Source organism: Pigmentiphaga sp. (assembly GCF_033795525.1).
Taxonomy (GTDB): Bacteria; Pseudomonadota; Gammaproteobacteria; order Burkholderiales; family Burkholderiaceae_B; genus Pigmentiphaga.
Genome location: NZ_JARYGM010000016.1, coordinates 1 through 17,608, shown reverse-complemented (window position 1 = coordinate 17,608; position 17,608 = coordinate 1). Strand labels below are relative to the sequence as shown.

The window sequence follows — 17,608 nt, the reverse complement described above, 5'->3', positions numbered from 1 at the left end:
GGAAAACCGGAGTTGCTCATGTCACCGTCTGATCTCTTCCCGCCTCGCCTTTCCTGGTCCGCGGCCGCGATTGCCGCCGCGATCGGCGCGCCGGCAGCCGTACACGCGGCCTTTCCCGAACGTCCCATCACATTGGTGGTCGCCTACGCGCCAGGCGGCGGCACCGACACGGCGGCCCGCGTGCTGGCCCGTGGCCTGCAACGCGCCCTCAACCAGTCCATCGTAGTGGAGAACAAGCCCGGGGCCGGTGGCACCATCGGCGCAAGCGCCGTCATGCGGGCCAATCCCGACGGCTATACGCTGCTGTTCGCCGATCCTGCCTTCGTCATCAATACCGGCCTGATGCCCAATGTCGGCTATGACCTGAAGAAAGATTTCCTCCCCATCTCCACGATCACCCGCTCCCCCCTGGTGCTGACGGTCCACACGGGCCTGCCCGTCGAGAACCTGACCACGCTGGTCGCCTCCGCGTTCAAGAAGCCGGGCGGCCTGAGTTATTCCTCCGCAGGCATCGGCACCACGCCCCATATGGCGGGCGAAATGCTCAAGTTCTACACGAAGGCGCCGTTCACGCACATTCCCTTCAAGGGCAGCGGGCCTGCCATGTCGAACCTCGTTGCCGGCCAGCTCGACTTCTCGTTCTCGACCATCCCTCCGGCCAAGTCCTTCATCCAGCTGAACAAGATCCGCGCGATTGCCACGACCGGCCCCGAGCGCAGCCGCGACTTCCCCGACGTGCCCACCGTTGCAGAAACCATTCCGGGCTTCAACGTACAGTTCTGGACCGGCCTGTTCGCGCCGGCCAACACGCCGCCCGCGGTCATCCAGACCATCAACGAGGCCGTCCGCAAAACGCTGGCCGACCCCGAAATCAAGGCACTGATCGAAAAGACCGGCGACACCCCTGCCTACCTCTCGACCGAGCAAGTTGCCAGCTTCGTGAACGAGGAGCAAAAACGCTGGAGCTCGCTGATCAAAGAGGCGGGCATCAAGGCGGAATGAAGACGCGGCCCCGGCTGCCTCCGCTCAATGCACTGCGGGTGTTCGAGGCGGCAGCACGCCACCTGAGCTTCAAGAAGGCTGCGGAGGAGCTCCATGTCACGGCCGCGGCGGTGAGCCACCAGCTCAGCCAGCTCGAGGCCATTCTGGGCGTCCAGCTGTTCCGCCGCTTCAACCAGGGCATCGAGCTCACTCCCGCCGCCCGCATGTGCCTTCCCAGGCTGCAAGAGGGCATGGAGTGCCTGCGCGAGTCCGTCGAGCAGATCCGCATCCATGCCCGGGCCCAGGTTCTGAAGGTCGCTTCCTCGCCCTCGTTCTCGATGCGCTGGCTCATGCCGCGCCTGTATCGCTTCGCTCTGGAACGCCCGGACATCGACGTCCAGGTTTCTACCCGCGTGGGGCCGTTCGACCGGCGGCGCGGCGCCCGGGCCGGGGTGGGCGCCATCCATGCCTGGGCCGCCGAAACCGACCTGTTGCTGCTGTACGGGAACGGGCTCTACCCCGGCCTGCACGCGGAGCGTCTGTTCGACGTCAGCATCACGCCCCTGTGCAGCCCCAAGCTGCTGCGCCGCCAACCCTTGAAGACCCCGGAAGACCTCGCCTGCCACTGCCTGCTGCACGACGACCGGGAATCCCTCTACGGCAATAAATCCTTCTGGCAGAGCTGGCTGGAAGGCGCCGGCGTAAGCGGCATCGACACGACGGCAGGGCCGCGATTCACTCATGCCTTCATGGCGATCTCCGCAGCGCTGGAAGGCCTGGGCGTGGTTGCCACCACACCTGTCCTCGCCCTGGACGAACTCGCGAAGAAATCCCTGCTGGCTCCCCTCCCGATAGTCATCGACCTGCAGAATGCGTATCACGTCGTAGGCAACGACAAGGTCGAACAGCGCGAGGACATCCTTGCCTTCATGGCCTGGCTGCGCCGCGAAGCCGCCGACACAGCCACCGAAGTCAAAAAGGCCCTACCCCGCAAGCCGCGCCCCTCCACAGCAAAGAAAAAGCCCCCACGCTAGAAAGAGCCCACGCCAGCCCAGGGCAAAACGAAGTCGCCAAGCAAGGCCTACCCGCCGGCGGCCAGCGACAGCAACAGTACTCCCCCAAGCCGCCGCACCAGACCCCGGGGCACCGCGGATCCGGCGTCGCCGGTCCGCCCGTGCCGCCCCCTCGAGGGGGACACGCGCAGCGTAGGGGGGTGGGCTTTCAGGGGGGATCCCTATTCGATCATGAACCCGACTTGCTTGGCGACCTGGGTCCAGCGCTCCACGTCGTTCTTGATCAAGGTATCGAACTCTTCGGGGGTGCCTATCATCGGCTCCATGCCCTGCGCCGCCAGTTTCTGCCGGGCCGCATCGGTTGCCAGGTAGGCGTTGATTTCCTTGTTGAGCTTGTCGATGACCGGACGCTGGGTCGCCTTGGGCGCCAGCACGCCATACCAGATGTTCAGGTCGACCGGCACGCCGCTTTCCATCAGGGTCGGCAGTTCCGGCATGCCTTGCCAACGCTTGGCGCCCGCCACGCTCAGCGCCCGCACCTGGCCGGACTTGATGAAAGGAATCAAGGAGTTGGCTGCGCCGAACAGAACCTGGACGCGCCCCGCGATCACTTCCGGAATCATCTGGCTCGCGCCTTTGAAGGGAACGTGCACCATCGACGTCCCGGTTTCGGCTGCGAACACTTCGGAAGTCATGTGCATGATGGTGCCCGGCCCGGCCGACGCATAGTTGTAGGCACCCGGCTTTTCCTTGAGCAGGGCGATCAGCTCCTGCACCGACTTGGCCGGCACATTATTGGACACGACGAGAATCATCGGAATGTTCGCCACCATGGCTACCCCTGCCAGGTCGCGCGACAGGCGGAACGGCGGCGCCTTCGATGCCGCGTCCACAATCGCTGCGGAGTTTGCCGCCATCAGCAGCGTGTAGCCATCAGCCGGGGCCCGGGCCACGAGATCGGATCCGATCAAGCCGCCCGCACCCGTCTTGTTTTCGACGATGAAGCTTTGCCCCAGCCGCACCTGCAGCTCATTGCCCAGGTCGCGCGCCAGGAAGTCGTTGCCGCCCCCGGTAGCGAATGGAACGACGAAGCGCACAGGCCTGCCGGGATAGCTCTGCGCAGAGGCCGAAGCGGCGATACAGGTTGCAGCCAATATCAAAACCCACTTGGCTAGGAAACTCGAAGTGTCTTGTCGCATGAAGATCTCGCTTGATGGCCGGTTGAACACGACTGCTCCTCCATGACTTCTTGTGCCGCCATTTTGAGACCATGCACGCCTCGCCCTAAGCGATTTTTTCTATCCCACCGGTTAAGTAAATTTCATGCGCCGCCGCGGCGCTTGCTCTTTACCATTGGCACGATCTGTCCCCCTGGAGCCCATGATGATTTCCGAAGCCTTGCGGAAAAAACTGGAGCGATGCATCGACGACCGGCCGGACGAAGGCATCTTCCGCGTGCACCGCGACATCTATACCGATCCCGAGATCTTCGAGCTGGAACAGAAGCTGATCTTCGAACGCAGCTGGAGCTTTCTGTGCATCGAGTCACAAGTGCCCAACGCCTTCGATTTCTTCAGCACCTACATCGGCCGGGTGCCGGTGATCGTCAGCCGCGGCGAAGACATGAAGATTCGCGTATTCCTGAACGCCTGCCGCCACAAGGGCGCCAAGCTGCTGATACAGGAGCAAGGCCGCCGCAAGTACTTTCCCTGTCCCTACCACGGATGGTCCTACGACACGACCGGCCGCAACTTCACCATCAAGGCCGAAGCGGCCGGCCACTACAGCGAGGCCTTCAAGGCCGGCGACCACGACCTGATCCAGATCGCGCGCGTCGAAACCTACAAGGGCCTGGTCTTCGGCTGCCTGGTGGACGACGTGCCTTCGCTGGAGACCTACCTGGGCGACCTGCGCTTTTTCATCGACCTCTACATGGAGCAAAGTCCGCAAGGCATGGAGTTCGTGCCCGGCCGGGCGGTCTACAGCTACCGGGGCAACTGGAAGCTGCAGATGGACAACGGCATGGACTACTACCACCTCACGTCGACGCATTCGAGCTTCCTCGACGTGCAGGCCAAACGCAAACATGGCGAAGGCAACCAGGCGGCCCGCCAGTTCGATTGGGAAAAACGCGAAGCCCAGCGCGGCGGCACCTTTCTCTTCGACTACGGCCATGCGCTGAACTGGCTCAGCCAACCCGAGGCGGAAAAGCGGCCGATCTGGCCCGTCATCGACGAGATCCGCGAACGCCTGGGCGATCTGCGCGCCCAGTGGATGCTGAACCTCAAGAACTGCGTGATCTTCCCCAACATGCAGATTGCCGATGCCACCTCGCTGCTCATCCGGACTTTCCGGCCGATCTCCGTCGATGAAACCGAGATGCGCGTCTATTGCATGGCGCCCATCGGCGAATCGCCGGAGCGCCGTGCCTGGCGCCTGCGCCAATTCGAGGACTTCTTCAACCCGGCTGGCTTTGCCACCCCGGACGACACGGTCGTCTACGAAGACTGCCAGGAGGGCTACCAGAGCGCGGGCGGGTTCAAGCCCAGCTTCCAGTACGCACAAGGCTGCGAACGCGGCCGCGCGGTGCTGCAGACAGAACCCAGCGCGATTGCCCGCGAGCTCGGCATCACGCCCGCCGGCTCGGTCGAGGGCGGTTTCGAGCTGCAGCAGGAAATGTGCTTTCTGTCGCCCTATCGCGAGTGGCAACGACTGATGCGCAAGGGCATCGCCCGGGAGGAACTGCAATGATGCCGGCAGAATTGCGGCAGACCGCCATTGACCTGGTCTACACCGAAGCCATGCTTCTGGACGAGCACCGCTGGGCCGACTGGCTCGCGCTGTACGAGCAGGACTGCGAATTCTGGATGCCCATGTGGCGTACCGAAGAAGCGATGAACGACAGCCCGGCCACGGGCCTGTCGCACATCTACTACGCCAGCCGCGCGGGGCTGGAAGACCGGATTGCCCGTATCCGGTCGCGAAAATCCCCGGCCTCTTCGCCGCTGCCGCGCACCACTCACATCATCGGCACGCCGCTGCTGCAGGAGGGCAGCGCTGACCACTGCGTGGTGCGCACGAGCTGGAGCTGCCATGTGGTCTTCCCGCGCCACCGCGATCCGCACGCATTCTTCGGCTCGAACCAGTATCACCTGGCCAGGGCCGGCGACGGCTGGCGCATCCGCCGCAAGCACATCAAGCTGGTGAACGACTACGTCCCCACGATGCTGGATATCTACTGTGTCTGAGAGCGCGACCATGAGCGAAACCGAACGGGAACAGCGGATCCACCTGGCGGCCTGCTACCGCCTGCTTGCCCACTATGGCGTGGAAGACCTCACCTACAACCACCTTTCCGTGCGGGTCCTGGACGAACCCGATACCTTGCTGATCAAGCAAGGAACGGAGATGTTTGGCGAGGTGACGGCCTCGTCGCTGCGCAAGTACCGCTTCGACGGCACCCCCATGCACGACGGCCCGCGGCTTATAGGCGGCAGCCTCGTCATCCATGCGGGTATTCTGCAGGCGCGGCCCGACATCAACGCCGTCTTTCACACCCACACCCCGGCCAACATGGGCGTGGCCTCGCAAAAGCACGGGCTGCTGATGATCAACCAGCATGCCGTGAAGTTCTACAAGCGCCTGGCCTACCATGACTTCGGCGGCTACGAATTCAATATGTCGCAGCGCGCCCCGCTCATCGCCAGCCTGGGCCCGCATCGCGTCGCCCTGCTGCGCAACCACGGGGCCCTGGTGTGCGGGCGCACGGTGCAAGAGGCCCTGGTGGACCACAACTATCTGGAAATGGCCTGCCGCGGGCAGATCGCCGCGCTGGCGGGCGGCTCTGAGGTCCATCTGATTCCGGACGATATCGCAGCCTTCGGGGCATCGCAGATCAATTTCGAGGATCCCGCCCAAAGCGGCGCCAAGGACTGGGCCGCCTGCCTGCGCCTGGCCTACCGCCTCGATCCCGGGTTCGCGGACTGAGAGCGCGGTTGCAGCAGGCTAGGCCGAGGGGGCTGTAATATTTTTGGATATTTGCTATTTTTTTGGTAATTTCGATTAAAATTGCCAAGACCTTCCAGATCTACTGTTCCCCAGCCCCCTGAGGATTTTCGATGAAATTCACCAACCGTTTCAACGTCTCCCTGCCGCCCGACAAAGCCTGGCCGCTGTTGATGGACATCGAGCGCATCGTGCCCTGCATGCCCGGAGCCGAATTGGTCGAGATCGTCGACGACAAGACCTTCAAGGGCAAGGTGTCGGTCAAGCTGGGGCCGGTGGCGCTGGTGTTCGTCTGCACCGCCGTGTTCGAGGAGATCGACAACACCGCTCACCGCGCGCGCCTGAAGGCCCAGGGAGCCGACGCCAAAGGCCGCGGCAACGCCAATGCGCTGATCGCCTTCCGGCTGGAACCGGCGCCGGAGGGTTCGCTGGTGACCATCGATACCGACCTCAACCTGTTCGGCGCGGTGGCCCAGTACGGCCGCGGCGCGGGCATGGTAGAGACGCTGGCCAGCCAGATCATCGCGCAATTCTCCCGGAATCTCGAGGCACAGATCCCGGACCTGGTCGCTGCGGAGGAGCCGGCGCCTGCGGCCGCGCCCGCCGCGGCGCCTGTCAACGCCGCCGATGCCGCGCCGGCGAACGCCACGCCAGCTACGCCCGCCGCGCAGCCGCGGCGCGTGCCGCCTCCGGCACAGCCGGCCAAGCCCATCAGCGGCTTCTCGCTACTTCTCTCGACCCTGTGGGCGACCATACGCGGCTGGTTCGGGGCCCGCTGACGAGCCATCAGGATGACCGCGCGCCGCCGCATGGACGTCCCGGCGGAAACCCGGCGCGAATACCGAAAACGGCATACATTGTAAGATGACGCCCAGCCCGGCGGCCGTCAAACGGCCGTCGCGCGCGGAGAACCGAGCTTCAACAAGGGGACGGCATACATGGGTTTGCAATACGAGGACATCGGCAGGCGCCTGAAGGCGTTCCGCCTGGCATCGGGCCTGAGCGCTGACGAAATCGCACAGCGCATCGGCATCTCGCGCACGGCGCTGTACCGCTTCGAGAAGGGCGAGCTGGCCAAGATCGAAACCCTGGAAAAGCTGTCCGAACTGCTGGAAGTCTCGATGCCGACGCTGCTCGGCGTGGGCATGGAATACATGCCTTCGGCCGTCAGCTACTTCGAGCGCACTCGCCAGCTCGAAGAAAGCGCCGACCAGATCATCGTGCTGGCGGGCCCGATCTCCTTCCTGCTCGCCTCCGACCAGTTCGAAGTGGCCCTGGAACAGGTCCTGCGCGAAAGCGTTCCCGACGACGCCCCCCGCCGCGACCGCACCCTGGCCGACGTCGACGCCATCATGGAGATCCTGCACGCGCGCAAGCAGACCTACAAGCGCCGCCGGCCCAATATCGTCAACCTGATGTCGACCGTGCAGATCGAGAAGTTCCTCACCAACGGCCTGATCGGCCGGCGGCCCTTGTCGGACACCAAGCGCGCCAAGCGGCTCGAGATCGCACGCCAGGAAATCGAGCACTTCGCCTCGCTCATCGAAGAAGACTCGATGGGGGTGCAGATCGGGCTGGTGCGCGACACGCTCCCGCACAATGGATTCCAGATCTTCCGCGAGGACGGCAAGCGCACGATCACCATCAGCCCTTTCCGCCTGGGCGAGGATCCCAATATCCGCGTCGGCGTCGCCATGGCGACCTCGGCGCCGGAGGCCATCGCGCTGCACGAGAACATCGTCAACGATGCCTGGCGCACCGCGCTCAAGGGCGAGTCCGCCGCCAAATTCCTGCGCCACCTGCTCGACGAGCACCGCGACGAACCGGCCGCCCCGACGCCCCTGCGCAAGCGCGCCAACGCCAAGTAGGACCCACGCGGTCCCAATGGAAAATCGCGGGGCGCTGCGCATTGTCGGCGTACCAAAATAGGGATACAATCCCAAAAAAGTTATAGCGCCGCGAGATCGTCATGAAACCGTCAGTCTTCAAGTATCACGATCCCCACACACTCGAAGACGCGCTCGGGCTCATGGGTACGCTGGAAAATGCCCGTCCGCTGGCGGGCGGCCAATCGCTGATGGCGATGATCAATATGCGGTTCGCCCTGCCCGATCACCTGGTCGACCTCAACCGCATTGCCGGCCTGGCCGGCATCCAAGAGCAGCCCGGCCTGCTGCACATCGGTGCCATGACGCGCCAGCGCGACCTCGAATTCTCTCCCCTTATCGCGCAGCGGCTGCCGCTCATGGCCGAGGCCCTGCTCCATGTCGGCCACCGGCAGACCCGCAACCGCGGCACGCTGGGCGGCTCTTTGTGCCATCTCGATCCGGCGGCCGAACTGGTCACCGTATCGGCCGCCTGCGACGCGGTGGTCGAGATCGCCAGCTCCCGCGGCCGGCGGGAAATCGACTTCGGCGACTTTCCGCTCGGCTATATGATGCCTAATGTCGAACCCGACGAGCTGGTGGTCGGCGTGCGCTACGCCCCCTGGCCCGCGGGCCATGGCTCGGCCTTCGTAGAATTCTCGCGCCGTCACGGGGACTTCGCCATCGTCTCGGCCGCCGCCCTGCTGTTGCTCGATGGCGCCGGCAGGATCGCGCGGGCCAGCCTCGCCCTGGGCGGTGTCGGTTCGGCGCCGTTGCGGATGCGCGAGGTCGAGCAGGCACTGGCGGGCCAGGTCCCGACCGACGCCGTGCTGCGCGAAGCGGCCGAATCGTGCCGCAATATCGAATCCATGGACGATGCGCTCGTCACCGCCGACTACCGCCGCAGCCTGGCCGTCGTGATGGCCCGCCGCGCGCTGGCCTCGGCGGCCGCGCGCGCCGCCTCCACGCAAGAGGTCCTCCAATGAACGGCACCATGATGATCCAGCCGGCCCAGGCCGATCTCGACGACAGCGCGGAACAGACGCGCGTCGTCACCGTCACCGTCAATGGCGTCCCCCATACCGCCGAGACCCGCGTACGCTGGACCCTGGCCGACTTCCTCCGCCACCGCCTGAAGCTTACGGGCACCCACATCGGCTGCGAGCACGGCGTGTGCGGCGCCTGTACCGTACTGGTGGACGGCCTGTCCACGCGAGCCTGCCTGATGCTGGCGGTACAGGCGCACGAGCACGAGGTGACGACGGTGGAAGGCCTCGCCGCCGCGGACGGCACGCTGCATCCGCTGCAACAGGCCTTGCACGAGACCCACGGCCTGCAGTGCGGCTTCTGCACTCCCGGCATGCTGACCACCCTCAAGGAACTGCTCGACACCAACCCGGCGCCCACCGAAGAGGATGTGCGCGTGGCGATCTCCGGCAATCTGTGCCGCTGCACCGGCTACGACGGCATCGTCAAGGCGACGCTGCTGGCGGCCGAGCGCATGCGTAAAGGAGCCTCCGCATGAAAGGCAAGACCTTCGGACGACCGATGGGGCGTGTCGAGGACGCCGCCCTGCTGACCGGACGCGCGCGCTTCGTCGACGACATCGACGCCCCCGGCATGTTGCATGCGGCCTTTGTGCGCAGCTCTCATGCGCACGCCAGGATCCTCGCGATCGATACCTCGATGGCAGCTGCGGCGCCCGGCGTGCGCGCCGTGCTCACGCTGGACGAGCTCAGGCCCCTGCTCAAGGAAACGGAACTCGTCACCGCCCTGCCCGCGCCCAACATCAAGCTCAACCTGCATCGCCCCATCCTGGCGACCGGCGAAGTCCTACACGTAGGCGAGCCGATTGCGATGGTGCTGGCCGACGACCGCTACCTGGCCGAAGACGCTGCCGCCATGGTGTTCGTCGACTACGATGCGCTGCCTGTCGTGGCCGATTGCGAAACCGCCCTCGAGCCCGGCAGTCCCGTCGCCCATAGCTGGGCCGACCACAACCTGGTAACCGAGCTGAGCCTGGGCTATGGTGACGTCGATGCGGTGTTCGCCAACGCGCCGCACGTCTACCGCGAACGCCTGTCCCAGCACCGCGGCGGCAGCCATTCGATGGAAGGACGGGGAGTCGTCGCGCAGTACGACCCCTTGTCCGACCTGCTGACCATGTGGAGCTCGACCCAGACCCCCATGGCCGCGCGCCAGTTCCTCTGCGACCTGCTGGGACGCAGTCCGGACCAAGTGCGCGTCATCACGCCGGACGTGGGTGGCGGCTTCGGGCCCAAGCTGGTGTTCTATCCCGAGGAAGCGGCCGTCTCTGCGGCGGCACTGATGCTCAAGCGTCCTGTGAAGTGGATAGAGGATCGCCGCGAACATTTCACTTCCACCACCCAGGAACGCGACCAGATCTGGGAGGTCGAGATCGCGGTCGACAACGACGCGCGCATCCTCGGCGTCCGGGGTTCGGTGCTGCACGACCACGGCGCCTACTCCGCCCGCGGCACCAACGTGCCCTACGGTTCGATCGCCGCCATGCCGCTGGCCTACGTGATTCCCGCCTACCGCATGGACGCCAGGTGCGTCACGACCAACAAGGTGCCCGTCACGCCCGTGCGCGGCGCCGGCCAGCCGCAAGGGGTCTTCGCGATGGAGCGGCTGATGGACCGCGTGGCGCGCGAATTGAATCTCGACCGCGCCGAGGTGCGCCGCCGCAACCTTGTGCCGGCCGAGCGCATGCCCTATGCCACGCCGCTGGTCACGCGCGGCGGCATGCAGGTGGTGCTCGATAGCGGCGACTACCCGCGTTGCCAGGCCATGGCGCTGGAGGCGGTCGGCTGGAACGGCTTTGCCGAACGACGCGCGGCCGCGCGCAAGCAGGGCAAACGGCTGGGGCTGGGACTGGCCAACTCGGTGGAAGGCACGGGCCGGGGCCCCTATGAACAGGTGCGCGTGCAGATCGGCACCGACGGCAAGGTTCACGTCTATACCGGCGCGGCGGCCATGGGCCAGGGCCTGCATACCATGCTGGCCCAGGTGGTGGCCGAGCAGCTCGGCGGCGACCTGGACAATGTGGCGATTATCGCCGGCGACACGGCGCAGGTGTCGCTGGGTTTCGGCGGCTTCAACAGCCGCCAGGCCGTCATGGCCGGCAGTTCGGCCCACAAGGCCGCCCTTCGCGTGCGCGGACAATTGCTCGCGGTAGCGGCCGCGGCGCTCAAGGTTCCGCAGGATGACCTGCGAATCGAAGGGCGCGAGGTCGTCGCCTCGTCCGGTGCGCGCGCCGACTTCGCGAAGCTCGCGCGTGCCTCGGGCGGGGTAGCCGGCTTCTACCTGCCGGCCGGCACGCCGGGCATCGAAGCGACCGAGAACGTACTGATCGACCTCATGGCCTACGCCAATGCCTGTGCGGCGGTGGAAGTCGAGGTCGACGAGGAAACCGGCGCGGTCACGCTGCGCAATATCGTGTTCGTGCATGATTGCGGCACGGTCATCAATCCCCAAATGGTCGAGGGCCAGGTACTGGGCGGCATCGCCCACGGCATCGGCAACGCGCTCTACGAGCGCATGGGTTTTGACGACAACGCCCAGCCGGTCACCACCAACCTGGCCGAGTACCTGCTCGTCACGGCCACTGAAATGCCGCCGGTCACGCTGCTGCACGTGGAGTCGCCTTCGCCGCTCAACGAGCTGGGGCTCAAGGGTTGCGGCGAGGCCGGCGTACTGCCGATACCGGCGGCCATCGCCTCGGCCATCGACGATGCTCTTTCCGACTACGGCGTCCACATCGACCGCGTGCCGGTATCGCCCGTCGAGTTGCTGGCCAAGATCGAGGCAGCGCGCAACGCGCAACAGACGCCCGTCCTGGCTGAGGAAGGCGCGCCCGCCTAAGGGCGGCGCCGCGCACCATTTGCCTTCATTCCCGCCCCGGCATGGGGCTCTTTTTTGGTGATGCTTCGGCACTTGCACCAGGGCCTTGCACTGCCCGCTTCTTGCTTTCCCCTCCCCTCATAAACACTCGGCATTAGTGGATTCATAAGCTTTACACTGTTCAAAAAACGGCTCATTATCCTGTTTAGTTCTTTTAATGGCATAAAATCCATTATCAACACAGCTCAACACGGGGTCGTGAAATGAACAGCAAGGCTTGTGCGGTACTCCTGGCGGCAATGACTCTTCCCATGGCGATTCCCGCCGCCCAGGCCGAGGACAAATATCCCTCCCACGCCGTGCGCGTCATCGTTCCCTTCGCCCCCGGCGGCGTGGTCGACGTGATGGGGCGCATCCTCGCCTTGAAGCTGACCGAAGCCACCGGCCAGTCCTTCTACGTCGACAACGTGGGCGGCGCAGGCGGCAACATCGGCGCACGCACGGCAGCGGGCGCACCCAAGGACGGCTACAGCATCATGGTGACCAGCTCGAGCTTCGTGGTGAACCCGAGCCTCCAGGCCAAGGTGCCCTACGATCCGGTCAAGGACTTCAGCCCCATCACCATCGCGGCCGCCTCACCCAATGTGCTGGTGGTGAAAATGAACCATCCGGCCAAGACCTTGAAGGACCTGGTCGAACAGATCCGCAAGGCGCCGGACACGTTCAGCTTCGGCTCCGCCGGCATCGGCACCACGCCGCACCTGTCCGGCGAACTGTTCAAGCAAAGCACCGGCCTCGACATCATCCACGTGCCATATACCGGCGCCGGGCCGGCCCTGCAGGCCACGGTCGGCGGCCACACCCCCATTACCTTCTCCGGCCTGCCGCCGGCGGTGCCGTTGATCAAGAACAAGGAAATGCGCGCGCTGGCCGTCACCAGCCCCGAGCGCGTGCGCGCGCTGCCCGACGTCCCGACCCTGGCCGAAGCCGGCTATCCGGGCCAGGAGGCCGAAACGCTGCTGTTCGTGATGGCACCCGCCGGCACGCCTGGGCCAGTCATCGCCAAGCTCAACGGCCTACTGACCAAGATCCTCGAGACCGCCGACGTGCAGGCCAAGTTCGACGAACTCGGCTTCACCCCGCTGGCCACCACGCCCGAGCAGTCGGGCCAGCGCATGCGCGAGGAAATCGCCAAGTGGCGCACGGTCATCGATCGCGCCAACCTGCGCGCAACCGCCGCCAACTGATCTTCCTATCCACCGCCACCCCGGCATCAACCGGGCCGCTTTCTGACCACCCTGTGCAGCAGCATCCGTTATGAACACCGACAAATACACCCGGACGGCAGACACCCCCTCCCCCAAGCAAGACTTGCGCGCCTGGCTCCGAGAAATGGAAGAGCTGGGAGAGATCCAGCACATTGCCGGCGCGGACCGCGAGCGCGAGATCGGCGGCATCGTCGACATCTACCAGCGCAAGATCGGCAACCCGGCGGTGCTGTTCGACGAGGTGCCCGGCTATCCCAAGGGCCACCGTGTGCTGGCCAACATCCTGACGTCGATCCGCCGGATCAACCGCACCCTGGGCCTGCCGATCGAGGGCACCGAGATCGAACTGGTGCAGCACTGGCGCAAGTATATGAAAGAGGCCAAGACCATTCCCCCGGTCGAGGTCGAGACCGGCTCGATACTCGAGAACGTCTACACCGGCGATGAAATCGACCTGTTCAAGATTCCGGTGCCCAAGTGGCACGAGCACGACGGCGGCTACTACATCGGCACCGGCGACATGGTCATCATGCGCGATCCCGATACCGGCTGGGTCAACTACGGCGCCTACCGGGTACAGGCCCACGACAAGAAAATCGCCACCGTCATGTGCTCCAAGGGCAAGCATGGCGACATGATCCAGCGCAAGTACCACGAGCGCGGGCTGCCGTGCCCGGTGGTGGTAGTGGCCGGGATGCATCCGGCGCTGTTCATGATCGCCGGCCTGGAGATCCCGCACGGCAAGAACGAGTTCGACGCAGCCGGCGGCCTGATCGGCGAGGCCGTCGAAGTCATCAAGGGTCCCAAGACCGGCCTACCCATCCCGGCACATGCCGAGATCGCCTTCGAGGGCTTCATCTACCCCAACGACAAGATCGACGAGGGTCCGCTCGGCGAATGGACCGGCTACTATGCCGGAGGCCTCAAGAAAGAGCCGGTCATCCACGTCGAAACGCTGATGACCCGCAACGACCCCGTCTTGCTGGGCGCCATTCCCGGTATTCCGCCCGACGACGACTCCTTCTATCGTGGCTCCTATCGTTCGGGCGCGGTGTGGAACCAGCTCGAGGCGGCCGGCGTACCCGAGGTCAAGGGCGTGTGGTCGCACGCAGCCGGCGGCAGCCGCCTGTGGCTGACGGTAGCGATCAAGCAGCAGTACGCGGGTCACGCCAAGCAGGCCGGACTGATTGCCTCGCAGTGCCACGCAGGCGCCTATGTGAACCGCTTCGTCGTGGTGGTAGACGACGACATCAATCCGGCCGACATGGACAAGGTCATCTGGGCCATGTGCACGCGCTGCGATCCGCGCGAGGGCATGGAGATCCTCCGCGGCTGCTGGAGCTCGGCACTCGACCCCATGGCGTACTCGGAGAAAGACCCGCGCAACGCCCGCGTCGTGATCGACGCCTGCAAGCCCTTCGGCCGCCGCGACACCTTCCCCATCGTCGTACGCGCGAGCGAACAGCTCGAGAAGGATGTGCGCGCCAAGTTCGGCCAGTACCTGCCCAACTGAGCACGCAGCCGAGCCGAGGGACACGATGAAGCTACCCGCATTCGAGTACCGCCGGCCAGCTTCGCTGGAAGAAGCGGCCCGCATCCTCGCCGAACAGGAAGGCGGGGCCAAGCTGGTCGCCGGCGGCCAGAGCCTGGTGCCGGTGATGGCCTTCCGCCTGGCCAGCCCCACGGTACTGGTGGACCTGGCCCGGGTGCCGGGGCTGCGCGGCATCGACATCGGCGACGATGGTGTGCGGATCGGCGCCATGACCCGCTGGCGCGACATCGAGGATGAGGCGCGCCTGCGCCGGGCCTGTCCGCTGGTAGCCGAGGCAGTGGGCCACATCGCCCACTACCAGATCCGCAACCGGGGCACGATAGGCGGCAATCTATCGCATGCCGACCCGGCCTCGGAGATGCCCGGTGTGGTCGTGGCCTGCGAGGCCGAGCTCGAGGTCTTCGGACCGTCGGGCACGCGCCGGGTGGCGGCGGCCGACTTCTTTACCGGCCCACTGTCCACCTGCCTGGCCCATGACGAGATCCTGCAGGCGGTGCGCTTTCCGTCCTGGCCCGCGGTCCGGCGCTGGGCGTTCGAGGAATTCGCGCTGCGCCGCGGCGACTTTGCCTATGCCGGCATCGCCCTGTACTACGACGAGGACGGCGGCGGCTGCGCGCATAACACCCACGTGAGCGTAATCGGCGCCACCGACATACCTCGCCGCCTGCCTGCCGTGGAAGCGGCGATCAATGGACAGCGCGTGGAAGGCCCGGCGATCGCCGAGGCGGCCCGCCTCGCCTCCGCGTCGGTGACGCCCCCTGACGATATCCATGCCAGCGCCGACTACCGGCGCGCCCTGGTCGGCACCCTGGTCGAGCGTGCGCTCGCCGCGGCGGCTGCCCGCTCCTGACGCCGGGGGAAAGAGACATGAACATTCTTTTGGAAGTGAACGGCCGCCCGGCCGAGGTGGACGTCGCGCCACGCACCACGCTGTGCGACTGCCTGCGCGACGAGCTCGAACTGACCGGCACCCATGCCGGCTGCGAGCACGGGGTGTGCGGGGCCTGCACCGTCATTGTGGACGGCGCCGCCGTGCGCTCCTGCCTGATGCTGGCGGTACAGGCCGAAGGCGCGTCCGTCACCACGGTCGAAGGCCTGGCCCACGGCGGCGAGCTTTCGCCGCTGCAGCAGGCCTTCCGCCGACACCACGCATTGCAATGCGGTTTCTGCACGCCTGGCATGCTGACCACCCTGCACGCGCTCTTTACCGAAGACCCGTGGGCCGACGAAGCGCGGATCCGCGATGTGCTGTCGGGCAACCTGTGCCGATGCACCGGCTATGTCCCTATCGTCGAGGCGGCGCTGGAGGCCCGGGCCTTCTACCAGCAAGCCGCGGGAGGACGCTGATGGAGCTCGTCGACAAATTCGTCAACGATCCGCGCAACGAAGTTGCCTCGCCGGCGCCAGCAGGCCAGCAGGCGGCCGCCGGTGCCGTGGGCTACGTGGGCCAGCCGGTCGAGCGCGTCGAGGACGAGCGCTTCCTGCGCGGCCAGGGCCGGTACATCGGCGACATCAAGCGCAAAGGCCAATGGCACGCCGCCATGCTGCGCTCGACCTACCCGCACGGCGTGCTGCGCAGCATCGACACATCGCCGGCGCTGGCGATACCCGGCGTGCACGCGGTCATCACCGCCGCCGATATCGACGGCGAGATTCCCACCATTCCGTTCCGCCGCCCCAACCCCACCATCGCCCCCTACGCACAGCCGGTCATCGCACGCGACCGCGTGCGCTACGTGGGCGAACCGGTGGCGATGGTGCTGGCCGACACGGCCGAGATTGCCGAGGATGCGCTGGCCGAGATATGGGTGGACATCGACCCGCTGCCGCCCGTAGTGGACCCGCAGGCTTCGGCCAGCGGCGAAACGCTGCTGTTCCCGGACACCGGCAGCAATATCGCCTCGGTGTTCACGGCCGACAGCGGCGACGCCGATGCCGCCTTCAGGCGCGCGCCCTATGTGCGCCGCGAGCGCTTCAGCACCCAGCGGCAGACCGCGATGCCGATGGAGACTCGTGGCCTGCTGGCCGAGTGGGACGAGCAGCAACAACGCCTGTCGGTGTCGGGCGCGGCCAAGCTGCCCTTCTTCAACCGCCGCGCGATGGCGCAGATGATGGGCTTGCCGGAAACCTCGGTGGACTACATCGAGCTCGACGTGGGCGGCGGTTTCGGCGCCAGGGGGGAGTTCTATCCCGAAGACTTCCTGGTGGCCTTCGCCGCTAGAAAGTTCGGCCGGCCCATCAAGTGGATCGAGGATCGCCGCGAGCACTTCCTGGCCATCGCTCATGCGCGCGAGATGGAGGCCGAGCTGGAGATCGCCTGCGAACTCGACGGCACGGTGATCGGCCTGCGCGGCACGATCAACGTCAACATCGGCGCCTACGTGCGTCCCAACGGCATGACGCCGGTGCGCAACGTGTCGCAGTTCCTGGCCGGGCCATACAAGGTGCCCAACATCCATTTCGAGGCGCGGGCCATCACCAGCAACAAGACCCCGGCCGGCACCTACCGCGGCCCCGGGCGCTACGAGGGCTGCTTCTTCTGCGAGCGGCTGATGGAGATGGCTGCCCAGGATCTCCGCCTGGACCGCCTGGAAATGCGCCGGCGCAATCTGGGGTCTCCTCGTTTTCAGTGCAATAAGTGACGGTACGAAAAGCTAGCACTGGCGCGGAGGTGGTGTTGGTAGATCGTTGATTTCATTGACTTTCCTGTTCACTTTCAAATCTGCGATTCGTGGCGTCAAACCGTGGTCGGTTTCATCCATTGGTGCCAGTTATCGATGCATTTGGCCGCGAAGGCAGGATTTGGTCAGCATAGCGGTCAACCGGGAAGCGAAACACACCCCGCAAGTTGATGCTCTCCAGCCTGGTGGGCGCAATCTTCCCGATCAGTTCCGGTGGAATGACCTGGCGGCGGTTCGACCAGCGATCCAGGACCGCCTGCATCTGTGAGGTATTCCACGCCATCACGATGTTGGCCATCAGGCTCAACGCATCGGCCACAGCCTGCATTTCATCGACACGTTTGGCCTGCGCCGGGCTGATCCGGCCGGTATAAATGGC

Annotated in this window: 17 protein-coding genes; 15 read left to right on the top strand and 2 right to left on the bottom strand. The window is 65.6% G+C overall.

The window, feature by feature from the left end:
* The first annotated feature begins 18 nt into the window (after positions 1-18).
* A complete protein-coding gene (locus QHC78_RS20320) occupies positions 19-1,002 on the top strand; it encodes a Bug family tripartite tricarboxylate transporter substrate binding protein (protein WP_319747847.1) in 984 nt (327 codons plus the stop codon).
* Positions 999-2,015 carry a LysR substrate-binding domain-containing protein gene (locus QHC78_RS20315; protein WP_319747844.1) on the top strand — a complete coding sequence of 339 codons (1,017 nt, stop codon included), beginning with the start codon at positions 999-1,001 and terminating at the stop codon, positions 2,013-2,015. Before QHC78_RS20320 ends, QHC78_RS20315 begins: the two co-directional genes overlap by 4 nt.
* 200 nt (positions 2,016-2,215) lie before the next feature.
* On the opposite strand, the gene QHC78_RS20310 is transcribed toward QHC78_RS20315, so the two are convergent.
* Positions 2,216-3,193, bottom strand: a complete 978-nt coding sequence (locus tag QHC78_RS20310; protein WP_319747842.1) for a Bug family tripartite tricarboxylate transporter substrate binding protein — start codon at positions 3,191-3,193, stop codon at positions 2,216-2,218.
* 181 nt (positions 3,194-3,374) lie between these two features.
* Between QHC78_RS20310 and QHC78_RS20305 the strand changes: the two genes are divergently transcribed.
* The 13 genes from QHC78_RS20305 to QHC78_RS20245 all read left to right on the top strand — a co-directional run bounded on the left by QHC78_RS20305 (position 3,375) and on the right by QHC78_RS20245 (position 17,190).
* Entirely contained in the window at positions 3,375-4,745 is a 1,371-nt protein-coding gene (locus QHC78_RS20305; protein WP_319747841.1) for an aromatic ring-hydroxylating oxygenase subunit alpha, read from the top strand.
* The gene (locus tag QHC78_RS20300) at positions 4,742-5,242 is read left to right on the top strand and encodes an aromatic-ring-hydroxylating dioxygenase subunit beta (RefSeq protein ID WP_319747839.1); all 501 of its coding nucleotides are present in this window, start codon (positions 4,742-4,744) and stop codon (positions 5,240-5,242) included. The genes QHC78_RS20305 and QHC78_RS20300 overlap by 4 nt, the downstream gene beginning before the upstream one ends.
* Before the next feature lie 10 nt (positions 5,243-5,252).
* Positions 5,253-5,981 carry a class II aldolase/adducin family protein gene (locus QHC78_RS20295; RefSeq protein WP_319747837.1) on the top strand — a complete coding sequence of 243 codons (729 nt, stop codon included), beginning with the start codon at positions 5,253-5,255 and terminating at the stop codon, positions 5,979-5,981.
* Positions 5,982-6,112: 131 nt separating this feature from the next.
* Positions 6,113-6,778 (top strand): SRPBCC family protein, encoded by a 666-nt coding sequence (locus QHC78_RS20290; RefSeq protein WP_319747835.1) that lies wholly within the window; start codon positions 6,113-6,115, stop codon positions 6,776-6,778.
* Between the two features lie 159 nt (positions 6,779-6,937).
* Complete coding sequence (locus QHC78_RS20285; protein WP_319747834.1) at positions 6,938-7,867, top strand: helix-turn-helix domain-containing protein; 930 nt, start codon at positions 6,938-6,940, stop codon at positions 7,865-7,867.
* Positions 7,868-7,968: 101 nt separating this feature from the next.
* Positions 7,969-8,850 (top strand): FAD binding domain-containing protein, encoded by an 882-nt coding sequence (locus QHC78_RS20280; RefSeq protein ID WP_319747832.1) that lies wholly within the window; start codon positions 7,969-7,971, stop codon positions 8,848-8,850.
* The gene (locus QHC78_RS20275) at positions 8,847-9,389 is read left to right on the top strand and encodes a (2Fe-2S)-binding protein (protein WP_319747831.1); all 543 of its coding nucleotides are present in this window, start codon (positions 8,847-8,849) and stop codon (positions 9,387-9,389) included. The genes QHC78_RS20280 and QHC78_RS20275 overlap by 4 nt, the downstream gene beginning before the upstream one ends.
* Positions 9,386-11,749, top strand: a complete 2,364-nt coding sequence (locus tag QHC78_RS20270; RefSeq protein WP_319747829.1) for a xanthine dehydrogenase family protein molybdopterin-binding subunit — start codon at positions 9,386-9,388, stop codon at positions 11,747-11,749. Before QHC78_RS20275 ends, QHC78_RS20270 begins: the two co-directional genes overlap by 4 nt.
* Positions 11,750-11,991: 242 nt before the next feature.
* Positions 11,992-12,975 carry a Bug family tripartite tricarboxylate transporter substrate binding protein gene (locus QHC78_RS20265; protein WP_319747827.1) on the top strand — a complete coding sequence of 328 codons (984 nt, stop codon included), beginning with the start codon at positions 11,992-11,994 and terminating at the stop codon, positions 12,973-12,975.
* A 70-nt stretch (positions 12,976-13,045) separates the two neighbouring features.
* Positions 13,046-14,509: a UbiD family decarboxylase gene (locus QHC78_RS20260; RefSeq protein ID WP_319747826.1), complete on the top strand. Its 1,464-nt coding sequence runs from the start codon at positions 13,046-13,048 to the stop codon at positions 14,507-14,509.
* A 25-nt stretch (positions 14,510-14,534) separates the two neighbouring features.
* The gene (locus tag QHC78_RS20255; protein WP_319747824.1) at positions 14,535-15,398 is read left to right on the top strand and encodes an FAD binding domain-containing protein; all 864 of its coding nucleotides are present in this window, start codon (positions 14,535-14,537) and stop codon (positions 15,396-15,398) included.
* Between the two features lie 17 nt (positions 15,399-15,415).
* Positions 15,416-15,895, top strand: coding sequence for a (2Fe-2S)-binding protein (locus QHC78_RS20250; protein WP_319747822.1), 480 nt, complete (start codon positions 15,416-15,418; stop codon positions 15,893-15,895).
* The gene (locus QHC78_RS20245; protein ID WP_319747821.1) at positions 15,895-17,190 is read left to right on the top strand and encodes a xanthine dehydrogenase family protein molybdopterin-binding subunit; all 1,296 of its coding nucleotides are present in this window, start codon (positions 15,895-15,897) and stop codon (positions 17,188-17,190) included. Before QHC78_RS20250 ends, QHC78_RS20245 begins: the two co-directional genes overlap by 1 nt.
* A 112-nt stretch (positions 17,191-17,302) precedes the next feature.
* On the opposite strand, the gene QHC78_RS20240 is transcribed toward QHC78_RS20245, so the two are convergent.
* On the bottom strand, positions 17,303-17,608 hold a 306-nt coding region (locus tag QHC78_RS20240), incomplete at its 5' end, for a Tn3 family transposase (protein WP_319747819.1).

Coding starts and splice junctions, on each gene's coding strand:
- QHC78_RS20320 (WP_319747847.1), top strand. CDS start 19: ATGTCACCGTCTGATCTCTTCCCGCCTCGCCTTTCCTGGTCCGCGGCC.
- QHC78_RS20315 (WP_319747844.1), top strand. CDS start 999: ATGAAGACGCGGCCCCGGCTGCCTCCGCTCAATGCACTGCGGGTGTTC.
- QHC78_RS20310 (WP_319747842.1), bottom strand. CDS start 3,193: ATGCGACAAGACACTTCGAGTTTCCTAGCCAAGTGGGTTTTGATATTG.
- QHC78_RS20305 (WP_319747841.1), top strand. CDS start 3,375: ATGATGATTTCCGAAGCCTTGCGGAAAAAACTGGAGCGATGCATCGAC.
- QHC78_RS20300 (WP_319747839.1), top strand. CDS start 4,742: ATGATGCCGGCAGAATTGCGGCAGACCGCCATTGACCTGGTCTACACC.
- QHC78_RS20295 (WP_319747837.1), top strand. CDS start 5,253: ATGAGCGAAACCGAACGGGAACAGCGGATCCACCTGGCGGCCTGCTAC.
- QHC78_RS20290 (WP_319747835.1), top strand. CDS start 6,113: ATGAAATTCACCAACCGTTTCAACGTCTCCCTGCCGCCCGACAAAGCC.
- QHC78_RS20285 (WP_319747834.1), top strand. CDS start 6,938: ATGGGTTTGCAATACGAGGACATCGGCAGGCGCCTGAAGGCGTTCCGC.
- QHC78_RS20280 (WP_319747832.1), top strand. CDS start 7,969: ATGAAACCGTCAGTCTTCAAGTATCACGATCCCCACACACTCGAAGAC.
- QHC78_RS20275 (WP_319747831.1), top strand. CDS start 8,847: ATGAACGGCACCATGATGATCCAGCCGGCCCAGGCCGATCTCGACGAC.
- QHC78_RS20270 (WP_319747829.1), top strand. CDS start 9,386: ATGAAAGGCAAGACCTTCGGACGACCGATGGGGCGTGTCGAGGACGCC.
- QHC78_RS20265 (WP_319747827.1), top strand. CDS start 11,992: ATGAACAGCAAGGCTTGTGCGGTACTCCTGGCGGCAATGACTCTTCCC.
- QHC78_RS20260 (WP_319747826.1), top strand. CDS start 13,046: ATGAACACCGACAAATACACCCGGACGGCAGACACCCCCTCCCCCAAG.
- QHC78_RS20255 (WP_319747824.1), top strand. CDS start 14,535: ATGAAGCTACCCGCATTCGAGTACCGCCGGCCAGCTTCGCTGGAAGAA.
- QHC78_RS20250 (WP_319747822.1), top strand. CDS start 15,416: ATGAACATTCTTTTGGAAGTGAACGGCCGCCCGGCCGAGGTGGACGTC.
- QHC78_RS20245 (WP_319747821.1), top strand. CDS start 15,895: ATGGAGCTCGTCGACAAATTCGTCAACGATCCGCGCAACGAAGTTGCC.